We start from the raw sequence: 15621 nt of genomic DNA on the forward strand, positions 1-15621 counted from the left end.
TAAGAATCATTATCTTATCTTCCATTTAATGTATTTTGATAAAAACGCCATTCATCTTCAATCATTTGTTTTAAAGAGCGTTTAGGTGTCCATTGCAATAATGTTTTTGCTTTCGTTATGTCTGCCCCAACCTGCCCTAACTCAACATGTTTATAAATCGCAGGTTGAGTCGCAATTTCAGCTTGAGTTACCTGTGAAATTTCATCTAGTAATTGACGAATAGAGTGAACTTGGTCATGGGCAATATTGAATGCCTCACAACAATGTGTTTGATCACGCAGCCAATGTAAGCTTGCAGTTACAGCTTCACACACATCTAAAACGTGTAGAAAACTGCGTTCAGTCGTATGGTCTGATGTTTCAGCTTGATCTTGTAATTCAATCAAATCGCGTTGCATTGCTGCAACTTGCATCGCAAGCGGTACAATATTTTTAGGGAGCTGTGCGACATACTCTCCGAGTACCCCATGTTCAAATGCACCTACAATATTAGATAAGCGCAAGATCGCAATTTTCCACTCATGATCAATTTTATAAGTATCACGGATAATTTCTTCAATCATCTGTTGAGACTTAATATAAGGATTAGGATAAGTGTAATTAAATTCTTCTGTTTCGCTTAATTGCAAACCAGATTTTCCATAAGCTGCAAGGCTTGACAGCTGAATAAAGTGACGAACACCTGTGCGTTGCATGGCACGCAGTAAACTCATGATGCAACTTACATTATCATTATAATATTCAAGAGGTTTAAGATTAGATTCTTCAATTGATTTAAACCCAGCAGTATGAATAACTGCATCAATTGAATATTGCTCGAAGACCTTATTCAATGCGGGTGTATTACGTACATCAAGTTTAACAAATGGAACGTACATACCAGAAATAAACTCTAGCCGTTCCAGCGTTTGCAAGGTCGAATTAGCCAAATTATCGACAATTACCACTTCTTGCCCTTGGGCCATTAGACTCAAAGCAATGTGTGAACCGATAAAGCCTAAACCACCTGTCACTAAAATCATTGTATACTTACCTTTCTCTTAATGCATCTACGCCCATTTAGACGTATGACCATAGTGAATTCTTAATGAGTACATTACTACTAATTACCTCTGCTCCTACTTCCATTCATGCTTGGCATGCGTTAGGACTTGCCCAGGCACTCAAAAGTAAAAATGAAGACTTTCGTGTATTCTTTTACCAAGATGGCGTGCAGGTTGCTAATGATTTTCAATGGGTTCCTGACGACCAGCGTAATTTAACGCATGAATGGCAAAAGCTTTCGATTCGACTTCCTGTATGTGTGAGTGCTGCCCTCGCTCGTGGTATTACCGATGCAGAAAATGCCAGTCGCCATCACCTTACTCATTACAACCTTGCCAAAGACTTTCAACTCGTCGGGTTAGGTGAACTTGCTGATGCGGTACAGTCAGCATCTCGTCTTATTCAATTTTAAGTTACTTTGTTTGCTTAGATTGTTGCTTTTAAAAGGTATATTGTGTGAAATCTGTACTCGTCATTTTAAGCCAAGCCAACTTAACTAGTCTTCAAATCAATGAAAGCCTTTCCGCTACTATGGTTTTAGCAACCTTTGGCTCGCCAGTCAAAGTATTATTGAAAGATGCTGCTCTTAGTCTCTTGCAAAATGACCTGAGCTTTAACCAGTTTCATCATACCTTCAAAGTAGCATCAAATATGGTCGAAAGCTTTGAATTTTATGATTTAAGCCCCATTCTTATCGAAAGCAAAAATCAACAAAATCCTTTTGTTCAGCAAACAGAACAAGAGCTCGAATTCATTCAGTTAAATAATGAGTTCATTCAATCTTTTGACCATGTCTTATATTGGTAGATGAAGGTGTAAATTTAATGAATCCATCAACACTTTATCTCGTGCAATCTACTTATCACAATACACCGAATATTATTGATGAATTAGGTCATCTTTATCAGGTAGGTGACCAAATTATTTTTATGGGTGATTCTGTTGCGCGGCTTTCAGCTCAAATTATTCAACAGTTTAAATCTGTTTCATGCTTAAGTATCGAAAAAGATTTACTCGATGCAGATACTTTAGCTCAGATAAATGTATTGGACTATGATCAATTTGCAGATCTGGTTTTAACATTTAATCGCTGTATTTCTCTTAAATAATAGATTTAGGCTAGTTTCATGAATTTAGAATTAGACCAAGATGGTCATTTGGTTGATTATACAATTTGGAATCCTGAAGTTGCACAAGAGCTTGCCAAGTCACTTGATCTTGAACTAACCGATTGGCATTTCGAAGTTTTAGCTGCTGTGCGTCAGTTTTATCAGCAGTTTGGGCACTCTCCAGCAACTCGCCCACTGATTAAATTTTTAATGAAAACAGTAAGTCCAGATATTAACAATGCCGTTTTACAGCAACAATTTAATACTGGTTTAGTTGCTCGCCATTTAAGTCGTTTGGCAGGTGTTCCTAAACCAGCAAATTGTTTATAAAGCTAAGCAAACTTTTTAGCAGCAGCGACGCATAAAAGGGTCGCTGCTGTAACCACCAACATCGACCAGCTCACATGTTCATGCAATAAGGCTGCCGCAATGGCTAGACCCATTAAAGGTTGTAAGAGTTGTAGTTGACTAATCGCAGCAATTCCACCTTGTGCGAGTCCTTTATACCAAAAAAAGAAACCAATAAGCATGCTAAACAAAGACACATAAACGAGACCGACTAGAGCTGATGTAGACACACTCTGAAATGAAGCTGGCATATAAAAAATAGTAAAAAATAGCATGAAAGGTAATGACAAAATGAGTGCCCAACAAATGACCTGCCACCCGCCTATTTTTCTTGAAAGTACACCGCCTTCTGCATAACCAAAGCCACAGAAAATAATCGCCATCAACATATAAAAGTCCCCTATTCCAAGTGATGTATCACCAGAAATAAAAAACATATAAGCGAAAACAACCGCACTCCCCAAGACTGCAAATATCCAGAAAAATTGATTCGGCTTTTCTCCACCTCTCAGTACAGCAAATATTGCAGTTGCAAGTGGCAAAAGACTAACAAAGACAATTGAGTGAGCTGCATTCATATATTGCAAAGCGAGGGCGGTAAATAACGGAAAACCAATCACCACCCCCAAAGCGACTATAGCAAGTGGCCACCAATCTTTCTTAGCTGGCTTTTTTTCTTTTAAAACTAAAATAAGGATAAGACCCAAAATACCAGCAATCGCTGCACGTGCTGCGGTTAAAAACCCAGGTTCAAACCCCATTACTGCTACACGTGTTGCTGGTAGCGAGCCTGCAAAAATAGCCACGCCAATAAAACCATTTACCCAGCCATTCATAAACCTATTCATAATTTTCTCCGTCACTATACGAAGAATTTAAGCTGTGCTAAGGTGATTAAACCAGATACAAAGCAGTACAATTTAAAAGAACTGTTATGTACTCACAACCAGTACAGTTGAGATTGTAAGCCCGTGAACCAGAGCAAAACAAAAATTGAAATTGTCATTTCAGAGATTGAGCAACAAATAAAAAATCGATCTTTAATGCCCGGAGCACGCTTACCCTCTGTTCGCAAGTTAGCAAATGATCTTGGCTTTTCAGTATCAACTGTTGTAGAAGCGTATGAAAGATTAATTGCTTTAGGCAAAATCGAATCAAGAACTGGATCTGGTTTTTATATTGTTGGTCCGCTCGCACCATTAGCTTTAAGTGAATTAGGCCCTAAATTAGATCGTTCAGTTGATCCATTATGGATTTCACGTCAATCTTTGGAAGCGAAAGCAGATGTTTTTAAGCCTGGTTGTGGTTGGCTACCAGATGACTGGATGCCACTAGACAGTATTCGTAAAGCTTTAAGGATGGCTGCAAGGAGTTCAGACGCTTGTTTAATGGGTTATTCAACCCCGTTAGGATTACCAGCTTTGCGGGATTTGTTAGCAAGGCGTGCACAATCAAAAGGAATAGATGCAAATCTGAATCAAGTACTTTTAACAGATTCTGGTACTCAATCGATCGATTTAGTTTTCCGGTTTTTACTAAAGCCCGATGACGTCGTTCTGATTGATGATCCTTGTTATTTTAACTTTCATGCATTGCTTAAAGTTCATCAAGTCAAGGTTATTGGTATTCCCTACACACCAACAGGTCCCGACTTAGACGCATTTAAAGAAGCAATTGATACTTATAACCCACGTCTTTATATCACCAACTCAGGAATTCACAATCCAACTGGAGCAACGCTTTCTCTTTCCACGGCGCACCAACTCTTAAAATTGATTGAGCAATCTAACTTAATAGTAGTTGAAGACGATATTTTCTCAGATTTTGAATATACACCAGCACCTAGACTCGCGGCTTTAGATAATCTTTCACGCGTAATTTTTATTGGAAGCTTTTCTAAAACGTTATCTGCTTCTATTCGTTGTGGCTATATTATTGCCAAACCTGAATGGATGGATCAGCTCACCGACCTAAAAATTGCCACAAGTTTTTCTCACAATGGTGTTTCTGCTGAAGTTTTGCTTACCGCTTTAACAGATGGCTCTTACCGTAAACATATAGAATTACTAAAAGTTCGTTTAGCAAAAGCGATGCACGATACCATTAGAAAACTTGAACCTCTGGGTATAAAGCCATGGATTAAGCCTCAAGCGGGAATTTTTGTTTGGTGCCATTTGCCAGAGGGTATTGAAGCTTCAAAAATTGCGAAATATTGCATTAATCATAATGTTATTCTTGCGCCAGGCAATGCTTTTAGCCAAGCTCCTAATGCTGGTCAATTCATACGTTTTAATGTAACACAGTCAAATCATGACCACATTTATAAGACTCTAGCTGATGCTATTCAACAAGAGTCTTCATAATTTATAGAGAGAAAAATTAAGCTTGTTTCTGTTTTTGTTCAATATATGCAAAATAACCTGGCCCAGCTGAAACTTGCACTTGTTTTGCATGTAAAGGTTCATGGCAAACCGAACATACCATGACTGGTTCAAACTTATGTCCACAAGTTTTATGACGATATTCTAGTGGCTTGCCTAAGCCTTGGTCCATCCATTTATCTGCCCAATTCGCCATAGACAAAATAATTGGATAAAGTTCAAAGCCCTTATCAGTGAGTTTGTATTCAAAGCGTTCTTGACGATCAAAATAAGGAGCTTTGGCTAATATTTCATATTCAACCAAACGCTTTAAACGATCTGAAAGGACATGACGAGTTACGCCTAATGATTTTTGAAAATCGTCAAAACGTCGTATTCCCATAAAAGCATTACGTAATATTAGCATCGTCCATCGATCGCCAATCACTGATAGCATACGAGCAACCGAACAAGGCTGATCACCGATGTCATCCCATTTCATCTTTATGCGTTCCTCGATATTTCCTAGCCTAACGGCCCTATTGCTTATACCCTAAACCACTTACTACGATTTATGCAAGATTCATTATAAAAATAACTTCTTATCAACTTTATAAAAAAATTTCATTATGAAAAAAGAGAAAGTTATTATTAAAAATTGCTAAATAAATATAACCCACTCATTTTTCATAATGAGTCATATTTACCATCTTTTATAATTAATTTGAAATAAATACGCCCTTTAATATATTGCCTGCTTCTAGTTTTGCACCTGCCGGAATACGAACCAAACAATTGGCCTGCATTAAATTACTCAGCATGTGCGATTGCTGTTTTGCCAGACTTTTTATTTTAAGCTGTCCATTTTCAAAATAAGCATACATTCGTAAAAAACGTTCACGCGCATCTTCTTTTAAATCATGATCTAAAATCGCACTAAACCACTCCGGCCCTGCTTGATTTCCCTGCAAAGTGTCAAGCAATGCCTTACCATACACCTGCATAGACACATAGACCGCAGCGGGATTACCCGGCAAACCGAGCAAATAACAACAATGATCTGTTTCTGGGTTTGAATATTCAGCAAAGAACAATGGCTTGCCAGGTTTCTGTTTTACTTTCCAAAAGATTTGTTCAAAACCAACCTCAAAAGCACATGGTCGTACAAAGTCATAATCACCTACAGAGACTCCACCTGTCGTTATAATGACATCATGGCTGTCTTTTAACTGATTAAAGTAATGCGTGACTTGCTCTGCCTCATCTGCCACATGAATCAGTTTAATATTTAAGCCATAATCTTCAAACCAAGCTTTTAATAATGGCCCATTTGCATCAAAGATTTTGCCGTCGACAAGATCTTCTGCCGTTTCTGCAACTTCATCACCAGTCACCAAAACAGCGACTTTCGGTGCACGATAAACTTCAACAGTTTGCACACCTGCCATACTTAAAGCAGCCAAGCTTCCAATATTAAGAAATTGGCCTGTTTGTGCCAGCAATTGTTCTTTCTGGACTTCTTCACCTGTAAATCGAATATCAGCTTGAGGACGTATATGCTCAGTTAAACAAATTTCTTGGCCCGAAAGAACCGATACAATTTCCTGCCGAGCAACATGTGTTGTTCCTTCTGGAATTTTACCGCCTGTGAATATACGAATAGCCTGACCTTCATGAAGGTTGTCATGGCTCTCACTTCCTGCACGAATCTCACCAGTAACCTGAAATTTTTGATTATTTAAATCTTCTGCATGGCTACAAAGTGCGTAACCATCTACCGCACTTTGAGAAAAGCTTGGCAGATTAATTTCTGAATAAATTTCTTTAGCGAGATATCTACTTAGACTGTTTTGAAGAACTTGGTTTATCGAACCCAACTTTTTTGGCTGCTTAACAATCAGCTCAAGTGCTTCATCTACACTAATTAATCCACGCTCTGTACCACAACCTGACATTACTCATATCCTCCCGGATGCGGTAAATCACGGCACACATCAAAAATATGGACCAATGCTGGTAAAATGGCAGCCATTGATTCGCTTGCTCCACCACGGCTTCCCGGTAAAGTCACCACTAGAGAACGGTCGATAAAACCTGCTACTCCGCGAGACATTGCCGCATATGGCGTGCGTTTTTGTCCAAAAGATCGTGCAGCTTCCATTAAGCCATCTAGCTTACGCTCAAGAAGTGGCTCTAGCGTATCAACCGTAATGTCACGCTTACCAATTCCCGTTCCACCGACCGTCATAATGCATGCGTATGACTTACTCAGCTCAAGCACTAAATCTTTTAGAACATCTGCTTCATCAGGCAAAATTTGATAATGAATCGGATCAAACCCTGCTTCAGTTAAAGTTTCAACCACAGATTTTCCGGCGGTATCGGGTTTTCTACCGGCTGCAACGGTGTCGGATAACACAATGACTGCTGCCGATACGGGCTGACGAAGAACACGTTTAAAGTGCGATTTCCCGCCCTTTTTCTTAAGCAGTTTACATTGATCCATCCAGAGTTCTTCTGGCTCACAATGTGGTTTCAACATGTCGTAAATGGTTAAACCTGCAAGACTTGCAGCCGTGAGGGCTTCCATTTCTACCCCAGTAGGGCCAATGGTTTCGACCACGGTAATAATCTTTACAAAATCATGTTCTAGTTCATATTCAACATCTGCACGATAAATTGGCAGTGGATGACACAAAGGAATCAGCTCATCGGTGCGTTTGGCTGCCAAGATTCCTGCAACACGTGCGGTTTTTAATGCATCACCTTTTTCGGTGTTCCCTTGTCTTAATAGCTCAATACAATGTGGAGGCGCATATAAAATCGCTTGTGCTTCAGCAACACGATAACTTTCCGGCTTCATTCCTACGTTTTTCATTATTTATCCTAGTGGTGCATATTTCAGTGTGAGTGTTCATGGCCGGCATGATGGTGGTGATGCTTGTGTTCTTGTGGCGCATCTTTGCGAATACAACAACCTTCTACATAATGACTTGTACCGTCTGTAAAGAACTCTTCTTTAAAAACTGGCACTTCATGCTTCACTCGCTCAACCGCTTCCTCACATGCTTGAAAAGCTTCACGGCGATGGGCTGCATAAGCAATCGCAATAATGGCTGTCTCACCTACATCCAGATGACCAATTCGATGAACGACCCGCACATAAGATACCTGATACTTTTTCTCAATTTCCAGTTCAATTTCACGTATCATTTTTTCAGAAAGTGGCTTATATGACGTATATTTCAACGCTTTAACAGCTTTACCCTCATGGTGATTACGAACCGTACCTATAAAAATATCGATTCCACCACATTCAGGAAATGATTGGATAGGATCAAAAGTATCTAAACTTAAAGCCTGCTCTTGTATACGTGCAAAATCTCGCATGACTCACCCTCCTGCAACTGGTGACAATAAGACCAATGTACATGGCTCACTTAAAGCAGATTGTCTCGTTATGACATTATCGCCAATCGCACATGCACATTTTTCCATGGCTTGTGTAGATTCTGGATGTAATGAAACAATTTCATCTAATACATCTTTAACCAAAATATGATTGGGACAAACCAACGAAAGGTTTTGAGGAAGCAATTTTTCAATTGCGCCAAACGCTTCGATTTTAATTTGGATAGATTGCTGCATTTATCCCCCAAGCATATGCATACTGATTTTACGGGTTTGTTGATGTTGTAAGGCATGAAAGCCTTTAGCTTTGTGCCAAATATACGGCATAACTATATCTGTTAACTGTTGAATATACATTGCATGATCAGCTGTCGTACGTGCACGTAATAATGATTGAAGCTGCGGTTTAATATTTAGACCTTGCGGTGCAAATAAACAGTTGTAGAGTTCGCCTTGTGCAGTTAACCGTATACGGTCGCATTGATGGCAAAATGAATGAGTGATTGTGGAAATAATTCCAAGAGAGTAGCTATTATTGATTAGATATTGGCGTGCTGGCTCATGCTGTTGTTCGACGACCTGTACTGAATAATGGGGTTGCAAAGCCTGTAAAATTTCAGCCTCACTCACTACATCTTTACTTGACCAAAGCGCATCGCCATCAAGTGGCATAAACTCAATAAAGCGTAAAGGAATATGATTGGCGATTGACCATTGAACCATCGGTAAGATCTGATCGTCGTTTTTATTTTTCATCAGTACGCAGTTAATTTTGAATGGTAATCCGACATCTTTAGCAGCTTGAATACCCTCGAGAACAGGTTCTAATTTTTTCTTGGTTAGCTCTTTAAACTGAATAGCATCAAGACTGTCTAAACTAATATTTAGGTCATCTAATCCCGCATCTTTTAACTGCCTAGCGTATTTTGCAAGGTAATGCCCATTTGTAGTCATTGAAATACGTTTTAAGCCTAACGCTTTCAAAGCTTGTAACTCACGAACAAAATGCACAATGCCTTGACGCATTAATGGTTCGCCGCCTGTAATGCGGATACTCTCAACACCATGTTGCACCATAAAATGACAAAATTGAAAGAGTGCCTCAAAACCAAGCAGATCTTGCTTATTTAACCATTCAGGATGTTCAGGCATGCAATATACACACTTAAAATTACAGCGGTCAGTTACGGAAATACGTAACTTTCGCTTTATACGGCCATATTGGTCTTGAAGAACCAAAGGCGTATTTTCAGAGTGATATTGTTTCATCATTTGCACTCATATCGAGAACAGTTCAAATATTGCTGGCACTTTTTCTGAGCAATTAAAATAGAAATTTGCTCTTCAATAGTGCTCTGCTGGTTAAGCAAAATTTGTTCCAATTCTATTTATCATCCATAACTTCTTAGCTTTTTAATAGATCTTTTGCCGCACCACTTCAACTGTAATTTTATAACTGTATAAATTTAGTGCGACTTCAATCTCTTGTATGCCCTACATTATTTCTAGCATTTTTCTAGACGGATGGGTACATATTTATGGTACGGTGTTTTCGATAAAGGATCACAATGTTCACCAGACACCAGAAGATTTAATTGTGGCCCTATTGGCTCTCCACCTTGAAAGCGCATGCCATAACCATGTGGAAGAGACACAACACCTTTTCGCATACCCTCATCAAAATCTACGGTTACCTGAATTTCTCCGTGTTGTGAGATACATTTGAGTTGATCTCCTACTGCTACATTCAGGTTTGTTGCATCTTCAGGGTGAATTCGTAAAGCCCCTTCTGCATCTACTTTTCGCCATGCAGGGTCACGGTAAATCTGATTAGCGTTATAGCTACGGCGCTCCCCTGACAAAAGTATGAAAGGAAACTCTTCTATACTAAATTGATGATTTTTTAAATTTTCCAACTCACTCAACATTTCGGGAATAGCCAGACGTATTTTTTTGTCTTTATATGCGATCAGTTTCCAGACTTCGTCATATTCATGTTGTGATAACACTACACCTGAACGCTGATTTAAAATTTGCTCAAACAAACGAACACCTAACGTTAAAAGGTTACCTTTATAACCTGCACGGCGCACAGCTTTAGTATGTAAAACAGAATATTGAATAGACAGTGGTAATAAAAAAGCAACTGAAGCAGCTGAGTTTTCTAAATGTTTACCTAAAGTGCGATAGAGAATTGAAGCTGCAAAAGGAATGTATTTTTTATGTCGAGCAAAAGTTAAACCTAAAGCAGACAGATAAGGTAAATATGCTGTTTTTTTCGAGTCGAGCGCGGCTATTTTTTCTAACACTGGAAAGCTTTTAGGAATGGCCTGCATGGCTTCAAGTAATCGTGTATAAATTTCTGCTTCGGGTAACGTATTGCCTTGGGCAGTGAATACTGGATGTCTTAGGTGAAAACCATTCTTAGGGAATTCCAAGTTAAACCCAGTAAATTCCCATTTTTCAAACTGAGTATGGGCCGGCAAAATATAATCTGCAAATCTAGCTGTTTCCGTCATGGCAACATCGACCACAACCAACAAATCTAATGCTTTAAATGCTTTTTCGTAGGCAGGTGTATCTGGATAGGTTAATAAGGGATTACAGCTATCTACAAAAACTGCGCGAATTCGTTTTTCGCCTGCTTTTAATATTTCGTCAGGTAAAATATTGGGTGGGAAAAAACCTGAGATCGGAAACATTTTATGGTAAACACTACGTCGATATTTCGATTTTCTTTCATCGGTATCGCTTAAAATTGGAATGAACATAGTGTGTAAATTATTGGTGCCTTGCTTTCCAAAGTTTCCGGTCAATAAATACAGTAGTTTTTCTAAATATCCGTTTAATGTCGTATTTAAAGTATGCTGAATACCTAAATCAATACGCACACAGCCTCTTTTAGCCTTGGCAAAATCTCTAGCCACTTGATAAATCAAATTGACTGGTACATCAGCTTTTGCAGTATATTCTTCAATCGGGACATGGCTAAAAGCTGTTTTTACCTCTTCAAACCCTTGTGTATGCTGTTCAATAAACGCTACATCATAAAGCTTTTCTTTAATAATAATGGCAATCATGGCCGACATTAAAAAAGCATCTGTTCCTGGTTTTAACTGCACATGAATATCTGCTTGTTTGGCCGTTTCGGTAACGCGCGGATCAAATACCACCATGGTACGATTGGGGTCTTTTTTAATATGCTTTAGCGTGTCTCGTGCATTTGGAATTCCATGTGCCTGAAACGGATTTGTACCAATAAAAAGTACATAATCAGCGTATTCAACATCTTCGGTGGTATGACAGGCCTGACTTCCAAATAAACGTCCATTAAGCCAAAAATCACCCGTTTTTTCTTGGGCAAGAGAGTTGTAAGCATAATAACTTTTCATGGCTAGCAAAAGTTGACGCCCGTAAGCTGCACCAAGATGATTACCTTGACCGCCTCCTCCTACAGAAGCAAAAGCGGTACCGCCAAAATTATCTCTAATCTGAACTAAACGCTCGGCAATTTCGTGTATGGCATTATCCCAACTAATTTCTTGAAATGAACCATCTAGTTGACGCTTCAAAGGTGTGGTTAATCGGTCTGCATGCTGCTGATAATGCTGTAATCTTGCGGCTTTTTGACAAATGTAGCCTTGTGAAAATGGATGTTCAGGATTACCTTTAATTTTGACAAATTGATTATCTTTAATTTCGACACTTAACCCGCAATTTCTTGAACACAAAATACATGCGGTAACATCCGTTTTGTTTTCCTTTAGCGCTTCTACCATTTCGATTGACTCCCTTTATTTTTATGCATATGGATAGAACTAAAACAACAAGTTCCAAAATAGAACTTATATAATAAATAGTCAACGGCACAAAGATTAAAAACGTTTTTCGCACGACCAATGTAAGTTTAAAAGCTATTCAAATACATCGTTAATTTGCTGTAAAAATTTCTTTAAATGCGGTGATTTGTTTGTATTGCTGAAGCTCATCTAGAGAATTGATACTATGAAAAAATAAATTTTGTTTTTGAAATATGGCGACTTGTGCATGCAAAAGCTTAAAGCACTCTTTCAAACTTAATCGTTGTTTTTCAATTTGCTCTGTTATCGTGATTAGGCTTTCACGCTTTAACAAGCAAAATGGGTACAAGGCATCTCCATTAATTGACACATAAGCTGCTTGAGCTTGTTTGTTTTTCCGAAGCGCACTATGCAATTTCGCAACGACTTGCGTTGGTATATAGGTCACATCACAAGGAATAAATAAAACATAGTCTGCTTCTACATTTGACCATGCGCTTTTCATACCCATCAGTGGGCCGAGAAAACCTGAAGCATCATCTTGAAAATATTTAATATCTGGCACAATACTTTGATAGATGGAGTAGTCGCGATGACTATTGACCCAAAGTTCAGATACCGATGATTTTAATTTCTGATGAATTTTAAGAAGTTGGGGTTCACCATCAAATTGCTGCAACAGCTTATTTAAACCGTTCATACGGCGGGCTTGTCCACCCGCCAGAATGACCAGATCAGTTACGGGATATCCCTTATTCACACTTCCACCTCCTGTTGGCAAGCTTTAATCAGGCCACGGATTTCAGGTAAACATGAACCACAGTTTCCACCTGCTTTTAAACAAGCAGTGACCTGTTTTTCATGGGTAATGTTTTGTGTTTTTATCGCTTCAATAATTTTATTCTTACCTACTTTAAAACAACTACACACTAAAGGCCCATCATTATTAGTAGCCGACATCGGCATACCTGCTAGCAAAGCTTTGCGGTGCAAGGCACTTAAACGTTCGCGTTTAAACAGACTAGCCACCCAATCACGGTCTGGCAATAAATCTGGCGGTGCAATATATAAGCTTGCAATTACAATGCCATCTTTCAAAATAACGCTATGACTCAGTTGTGAAGAGATATCTTCAATACTTAACCATTCAAAAGTTTCATCGGCAAATGGTAAGAAATTTTTCAGGTTCTTTTGAGTATCATGAAAAGTTTGGCGGTCTGCAAGTTCATAACGGTTGGTTTTAACCATTTTGACCTTAGTCCACCATGCACAGTGATGTAGCGATTGTTGGATATGCGAATCATATCCTTCACGAACATAGAGCACCCCTTGCCAAGTGGTATAGAACGGCTGAATGGTGACAGGTGTATGTTTAAACTCAGGCTCACCTGAAATTGCATCAACTTCTGGGTTAACGACTTTACCAATGCGGGCATCGGAAGCAACTTGTTCAGTCCAGTGAATCGGTGCAAAAATTTGCCCACGACGTACACCTGATGAGAATGTCACACGTAATACACAACTGCCCCACTTTGAACGAACTTCAACCAAACCTTGATCACGCACACCAAACTTTAGCGCATCGCTCGGATGAATCTCACAGAATGGTTCTGCACGGTGACTGGTTAAGTTTGACGACAAACCAGTACGGGTCATGGTATGCCACTGATCACGAATACGGCCAGTGTTCAAAATGAGTGGATAGTCTTCTGAAACTGCATGAACCGGATCAATTGCGACCGTTGGAATCAGTTTTGCCTTCGCATTTTTATAACTAAATTGGCCCTTGCCAAATAGTTGCTGAACGGCTTTAGCATCTTGGGTTTTATCCCACACTGGCCATTGTAGAGGTTGCAGAGCATCGTACTCAGCAGCATTTAAGTTCATCAGACCTTTAAGATTAAAATAACGAAAAATACTACTTTCTTCACGCGCATCTATATCTACATTATCTTGTGCCGATAGTGCCGCATGCTCATTAAAGATGTCACTAGGCCCCGCAAAGTCAAAACCATTAAAGCCTAATTTTTTCGCAACTTGGCTCACTGACCACCAGTCTGCTTTTGCTTCACCTGGAGCAGGTAGGAAAGCACGCTGACGAGAGATACGGCGTTCAGAGTTAGTTACAGTACCGTCTTTTTCTCCCCAACCTAAAGCAGGAAGTAAAATATCAGCATATGCTGTCGTATCTGTATCTGCACAAATATCTGACACCACGACCAGCTCGCATTTTTCTAATGCACGTTTGACTTGGTCTGCATCTGGCAAACTCACAACTGGATTAGTTGCCATAATCCAGATGGCTTTAATTTTTCCTGATTCAACAGCACGGAACAAATCAACTGCTTTTAAACCCGCTTGATTAGCAATAAATGGGCTATCCCAAAAGGTTTGCACGACTTTTTGATGCAGTGGGTTATCTAAATCCATGTGAGCTGCTAGCATATTTGCCAAGCCACCCACTTCTCGTCCACCCATCGCATTAGGTTGCCCTGTCATTGAAAACGGTGCTGCACCCAGTTTGCCAATTTTTCCGGTCAATAAATGACAGTTAATAATGCTATTGGCTTTATTTACACCCTGAGTAGATTGATTCACACCCATTGAAAATAGGGTTACCACTTTTTCTGTCTGAGCAAATTTCTCAAAGAACTGCTGTAACTTATCTAGCGCAATTCCTGTCCGCTTTGCCACATACTCCATATCAATTTCTGGCTGACTGCTCGCCAAAACTTCTTGTAGGCCTTCGGTATAGGTATCTACAAACGCCTGATCGGCATGACCATTTTGATATAAGTATTGAAATAAGCCATTAAACAAGGCGACATCTTGACCCGGTAAAATCGGCAAATGTAAATCGGCTTGTTCACATGTACTGGTAAAGCGGGGGTCAATCACCACCACAAACATATCTGGATTTTGGCTCTTTGCCTGCATAATCCGTTGATAAAGTACCGGATGACACCATGCAGTATTGGAACCTACCAATACCACCATGTCTGCGTGTTCAAAATCTTCATAGCTTGCTGGTACAAGATCTTCACCAAAGCTACGTTTATGTCCAGCCACCGCTGATGACATACAAAGACGCGAGTTGGTGTCGATGTTGGCTGTACCTAAATAGCCTTTTACAAATTTATTAACAACATAATAGTCTTCAGTAAGCAATTGTCCTGAAACATAAAAAGCGATGCTGTCACGACCATATTTATCGATACACGACTGAAATTTATCGGCAATCTTATCGATTGCATCGTCCCATGTAGTTACAGTCCGATGAGACTTACGTCCCATCATTGGCTGTAAAACACGTGTTTCTAACCCCAAAGTATCCGCAAGACGGCTACCTTTAATGCATAAGCGTCCAAAGTTGGAAGGATGCTCGGCATCCCCCTCAACTTGAACCACAGGCCCTTGAGGTTTTTGTTGAACGTGTACACTGACACCGCAACCAACACCACAATATGGACATGTTGTTTTAATTGTTTTTGCCACATGATCGGAGCTATCGATTTCAACGCTTGGAATACTGTTCATAACTGCTCCTTT

The 15621-nt window shown here is 39.5% G+C and carries 16 protein-coding genes; 5 read left to right on the plus strand and 11 right to left on the minus strand.

Annotated features, from left to right (window positions below):
* Nucleotides 1-14: 14 nt before the first annotated feature.
* Nucleotides 15-1022 (minus strand): NAD-dependent epimerase/dehydratase family protein, encoded by a 1008-nt coding sequence (locus ACLBWE_RS11560; RefSeq protein ID WP_045431017.1) that lies wholly within the window; start codon nt 1020-1022, stop codon nt 15-17.
* A 65-nt stretch (nt 1023-1087) separates the two neighbouring features.
* Between ACLBWE_RS11560 and tusD the strand changes: the two genes are divergently transcribed.
* From tusD to ACLBWE_RS11580, 4 genes are read left to right on the plus strand one after another with little or no spacing between them, the layout of a single operon-like run.
* A complete protein-coding gene (gene tusD / locus ACLBWE_RS11565; protein WP_003652216.1) occupies nt 1088-1456 on the plus strand; it encodes a sulfurtransferase complex subunit TusD in 369 nt (122 codons plus the stop codon).
* Between the two features lie 44 nt (nt 1457-1500).
* Nucleotides 1501-1851 carry a hypothetical protein gene (locus tag ACLBWE_RS11570; RefSeq protein WP_003652218.1) on the plus strand — a complete coding sequence of 117 codons (351 nt, stop codon included), beginning with the start codon at nt 1501-1503 and terminating at the stop codon, nt 1849-1851.
* A 17-nt stretch (nt 1852-1868) separates the two neighbouring features.
* On the plus strand, nt 1869-2153 hold the full coding sequence (locus ACLBWE_RS11575; RefSeq protein ID WP_056480647.1) for a hypothetical protein: 285 nt from the start codon (nt 1869-1871) through the stop codon (nt 2151-2153).
* Between the two features lie 18 nt (nt 2154-2171).
* Nucleotides 2172-2483, plus strand: a complete 312-nt coding sequence (locus ACLBWE_RS11580) for a TusE/DsrC/DsvC family sulfur relay protein (protein WP_003652222.1) — start codon at nt 2172-2174, stop codon at nt 2481-2483.
* A 2-nt stretch (nt 2484-2485) separates the two neighbouring features.
* On the opposite strand, the gene ACLBWE_RS11585 is transcribed toward ACLBWE_RS11580, so the two are convergent.
* Entirely contained in the window at nt 2486-3349 is an 864-nt protein-coding gene (locus ACLBWE_RS11585) for a DMT family transporter (RefSeq protein WP_447602971.1), read from the minus strand.
* Nucleotides 3350-3472: 123 nt separating this feature from the next.
* Between ACLBWE_RS11585 and ACLBWE_RS11590 the strand changes: the two genes are divergently transcribed.
* Nucleotides 3473-4864 (plus strand): aminotransferase-like domain-containing protein, encoded by a 1392-nt coding sequence (locus tag ACLBWE_RS11590; protein WP_447602973.1) that lies wholly within the window; start codon nt 3473-3475, stop codon nt 4862-4864.
* A 16-nt stretch (nt 4865-4880) separates the two neighbouring features.
* Here the strand turns inward: ACLBWE_RS11590 and ACLBWE_RS11595 are convergent, their stop codons facing one another.
* The 9 genes from ACLBWE_RS11595 to ACLBWE_RS11635 form a co-directional block, all read right to left on the minus strand.
* A complete protein-coding gene (locus ACLBWE_RS11595; RefSeq protein WP_004643133.1) occupies nt 4881-5363 on the minus strand; it encodes a winged helix-turn-helix transcriptional regulator in 483 nt (160 codons plus the stop codon).
* Nucleotides 5364-5580: 217 nt separating this feature from the next.
* A complete protein-coding gene (locus ACLBWE_RS11600; protein WP_447602975.1) occupies nt 5581-6816 on the minus strand; it encodes a molybdopterin molybdotransferase MoeA in 1236 nt (411 codons plus the stop codon).
* Nucleotides 6816-7739 (minus strand): bifunctional molybdenum cofactor biosynthesis protein MoaC/MoaB, encoded by a 924-nt coding sequence (gene moaCB / locus ACLBWE_RS11605; protein ID WP_003652229.1) that lies wholly within the window; start codon nt 7737-7739, stop codon nt 6816-6818. The genes ACLBWE_RS11600 and moaCB overlap by 1 nt, the downstream gene beginning before the upstream one ends.
* Before the next feature lie 23 nt (nt 7740-7762).
* Nucleotides 7763-8251, minus strand: a complete 489-nt coding sequence (locus ACLBWE_RS11610) for a molybdenum cofactor biosynthesis protein MoaE (RefSeq protein ID WP_004643135.1) — start codon at nt 8249-8251, stop codon at nt 7763-7765.
* Between the two features lie 3 nt (nt 8252-8254).
* Entirely contained in the window at nt 8255-8509 is a 255-nt protein-coding gene (locus ACLBWE_RS11615; RefSeq protein WP_003652232.1) for a MoaD/ThiS family protein, read from the minus strand.
* Nucleotides 8510-9550, minus strand: coding sequence for a GTP 3',8-cyclase MoaA (gene moaA / locus ACLBWE_RS11620; protein WP_447602978.1), 1041 nt, complete (start codon nt 9548-9550; stop codon nt 8510-8512).
* Between the two features lie 227 nt (nt 9551-9777).
* The gene (locus ACLBWE_RS11625; protein WP_447602980.1) at nt 9778-12051 is read right to left on the minus strand and encodes a molybdopterin-dependent oxidoreductase; all 2274 of its coding nucleotides are present in this window, start codon (nt 12049-12051) and stop codon (nt 9778-9780) included.
* Between the two features lie 151 nt (nt 12052-12202).
* Nucleotides 12203-12832, minus strand: coding sequence for a molybdenum cofactor guanylyltransferase (gene mobA / locus ACLBWE_RS11630; protein WP_005039948.1), 630 nt, complete (start codon nt 12830-12832; stop codon nt 12203-12205).
* Nucleotides 12829-15609: a molybdopterin-dependent oxidoreductase gene (locus ACLBWE_RS11635; RefSeq protein WP_447602983.1), complete on the minus strand. Its 2781-nt coding sequence runs from the start codon at nt 15607-15609 to the stop codon at nt 12829-12831. The genes mobA and ACLBWE_RS11635 overlap by 4 nt, the downstream gene beginning before the upstream one ends.
* Between the last annotated feature and the right edge of the window lie 12 nt (nt 15610-15621).

The sequence above is a fragment of the Acinetobacter sp. M5A5_2a genome, from assembly GCF_053345265.1.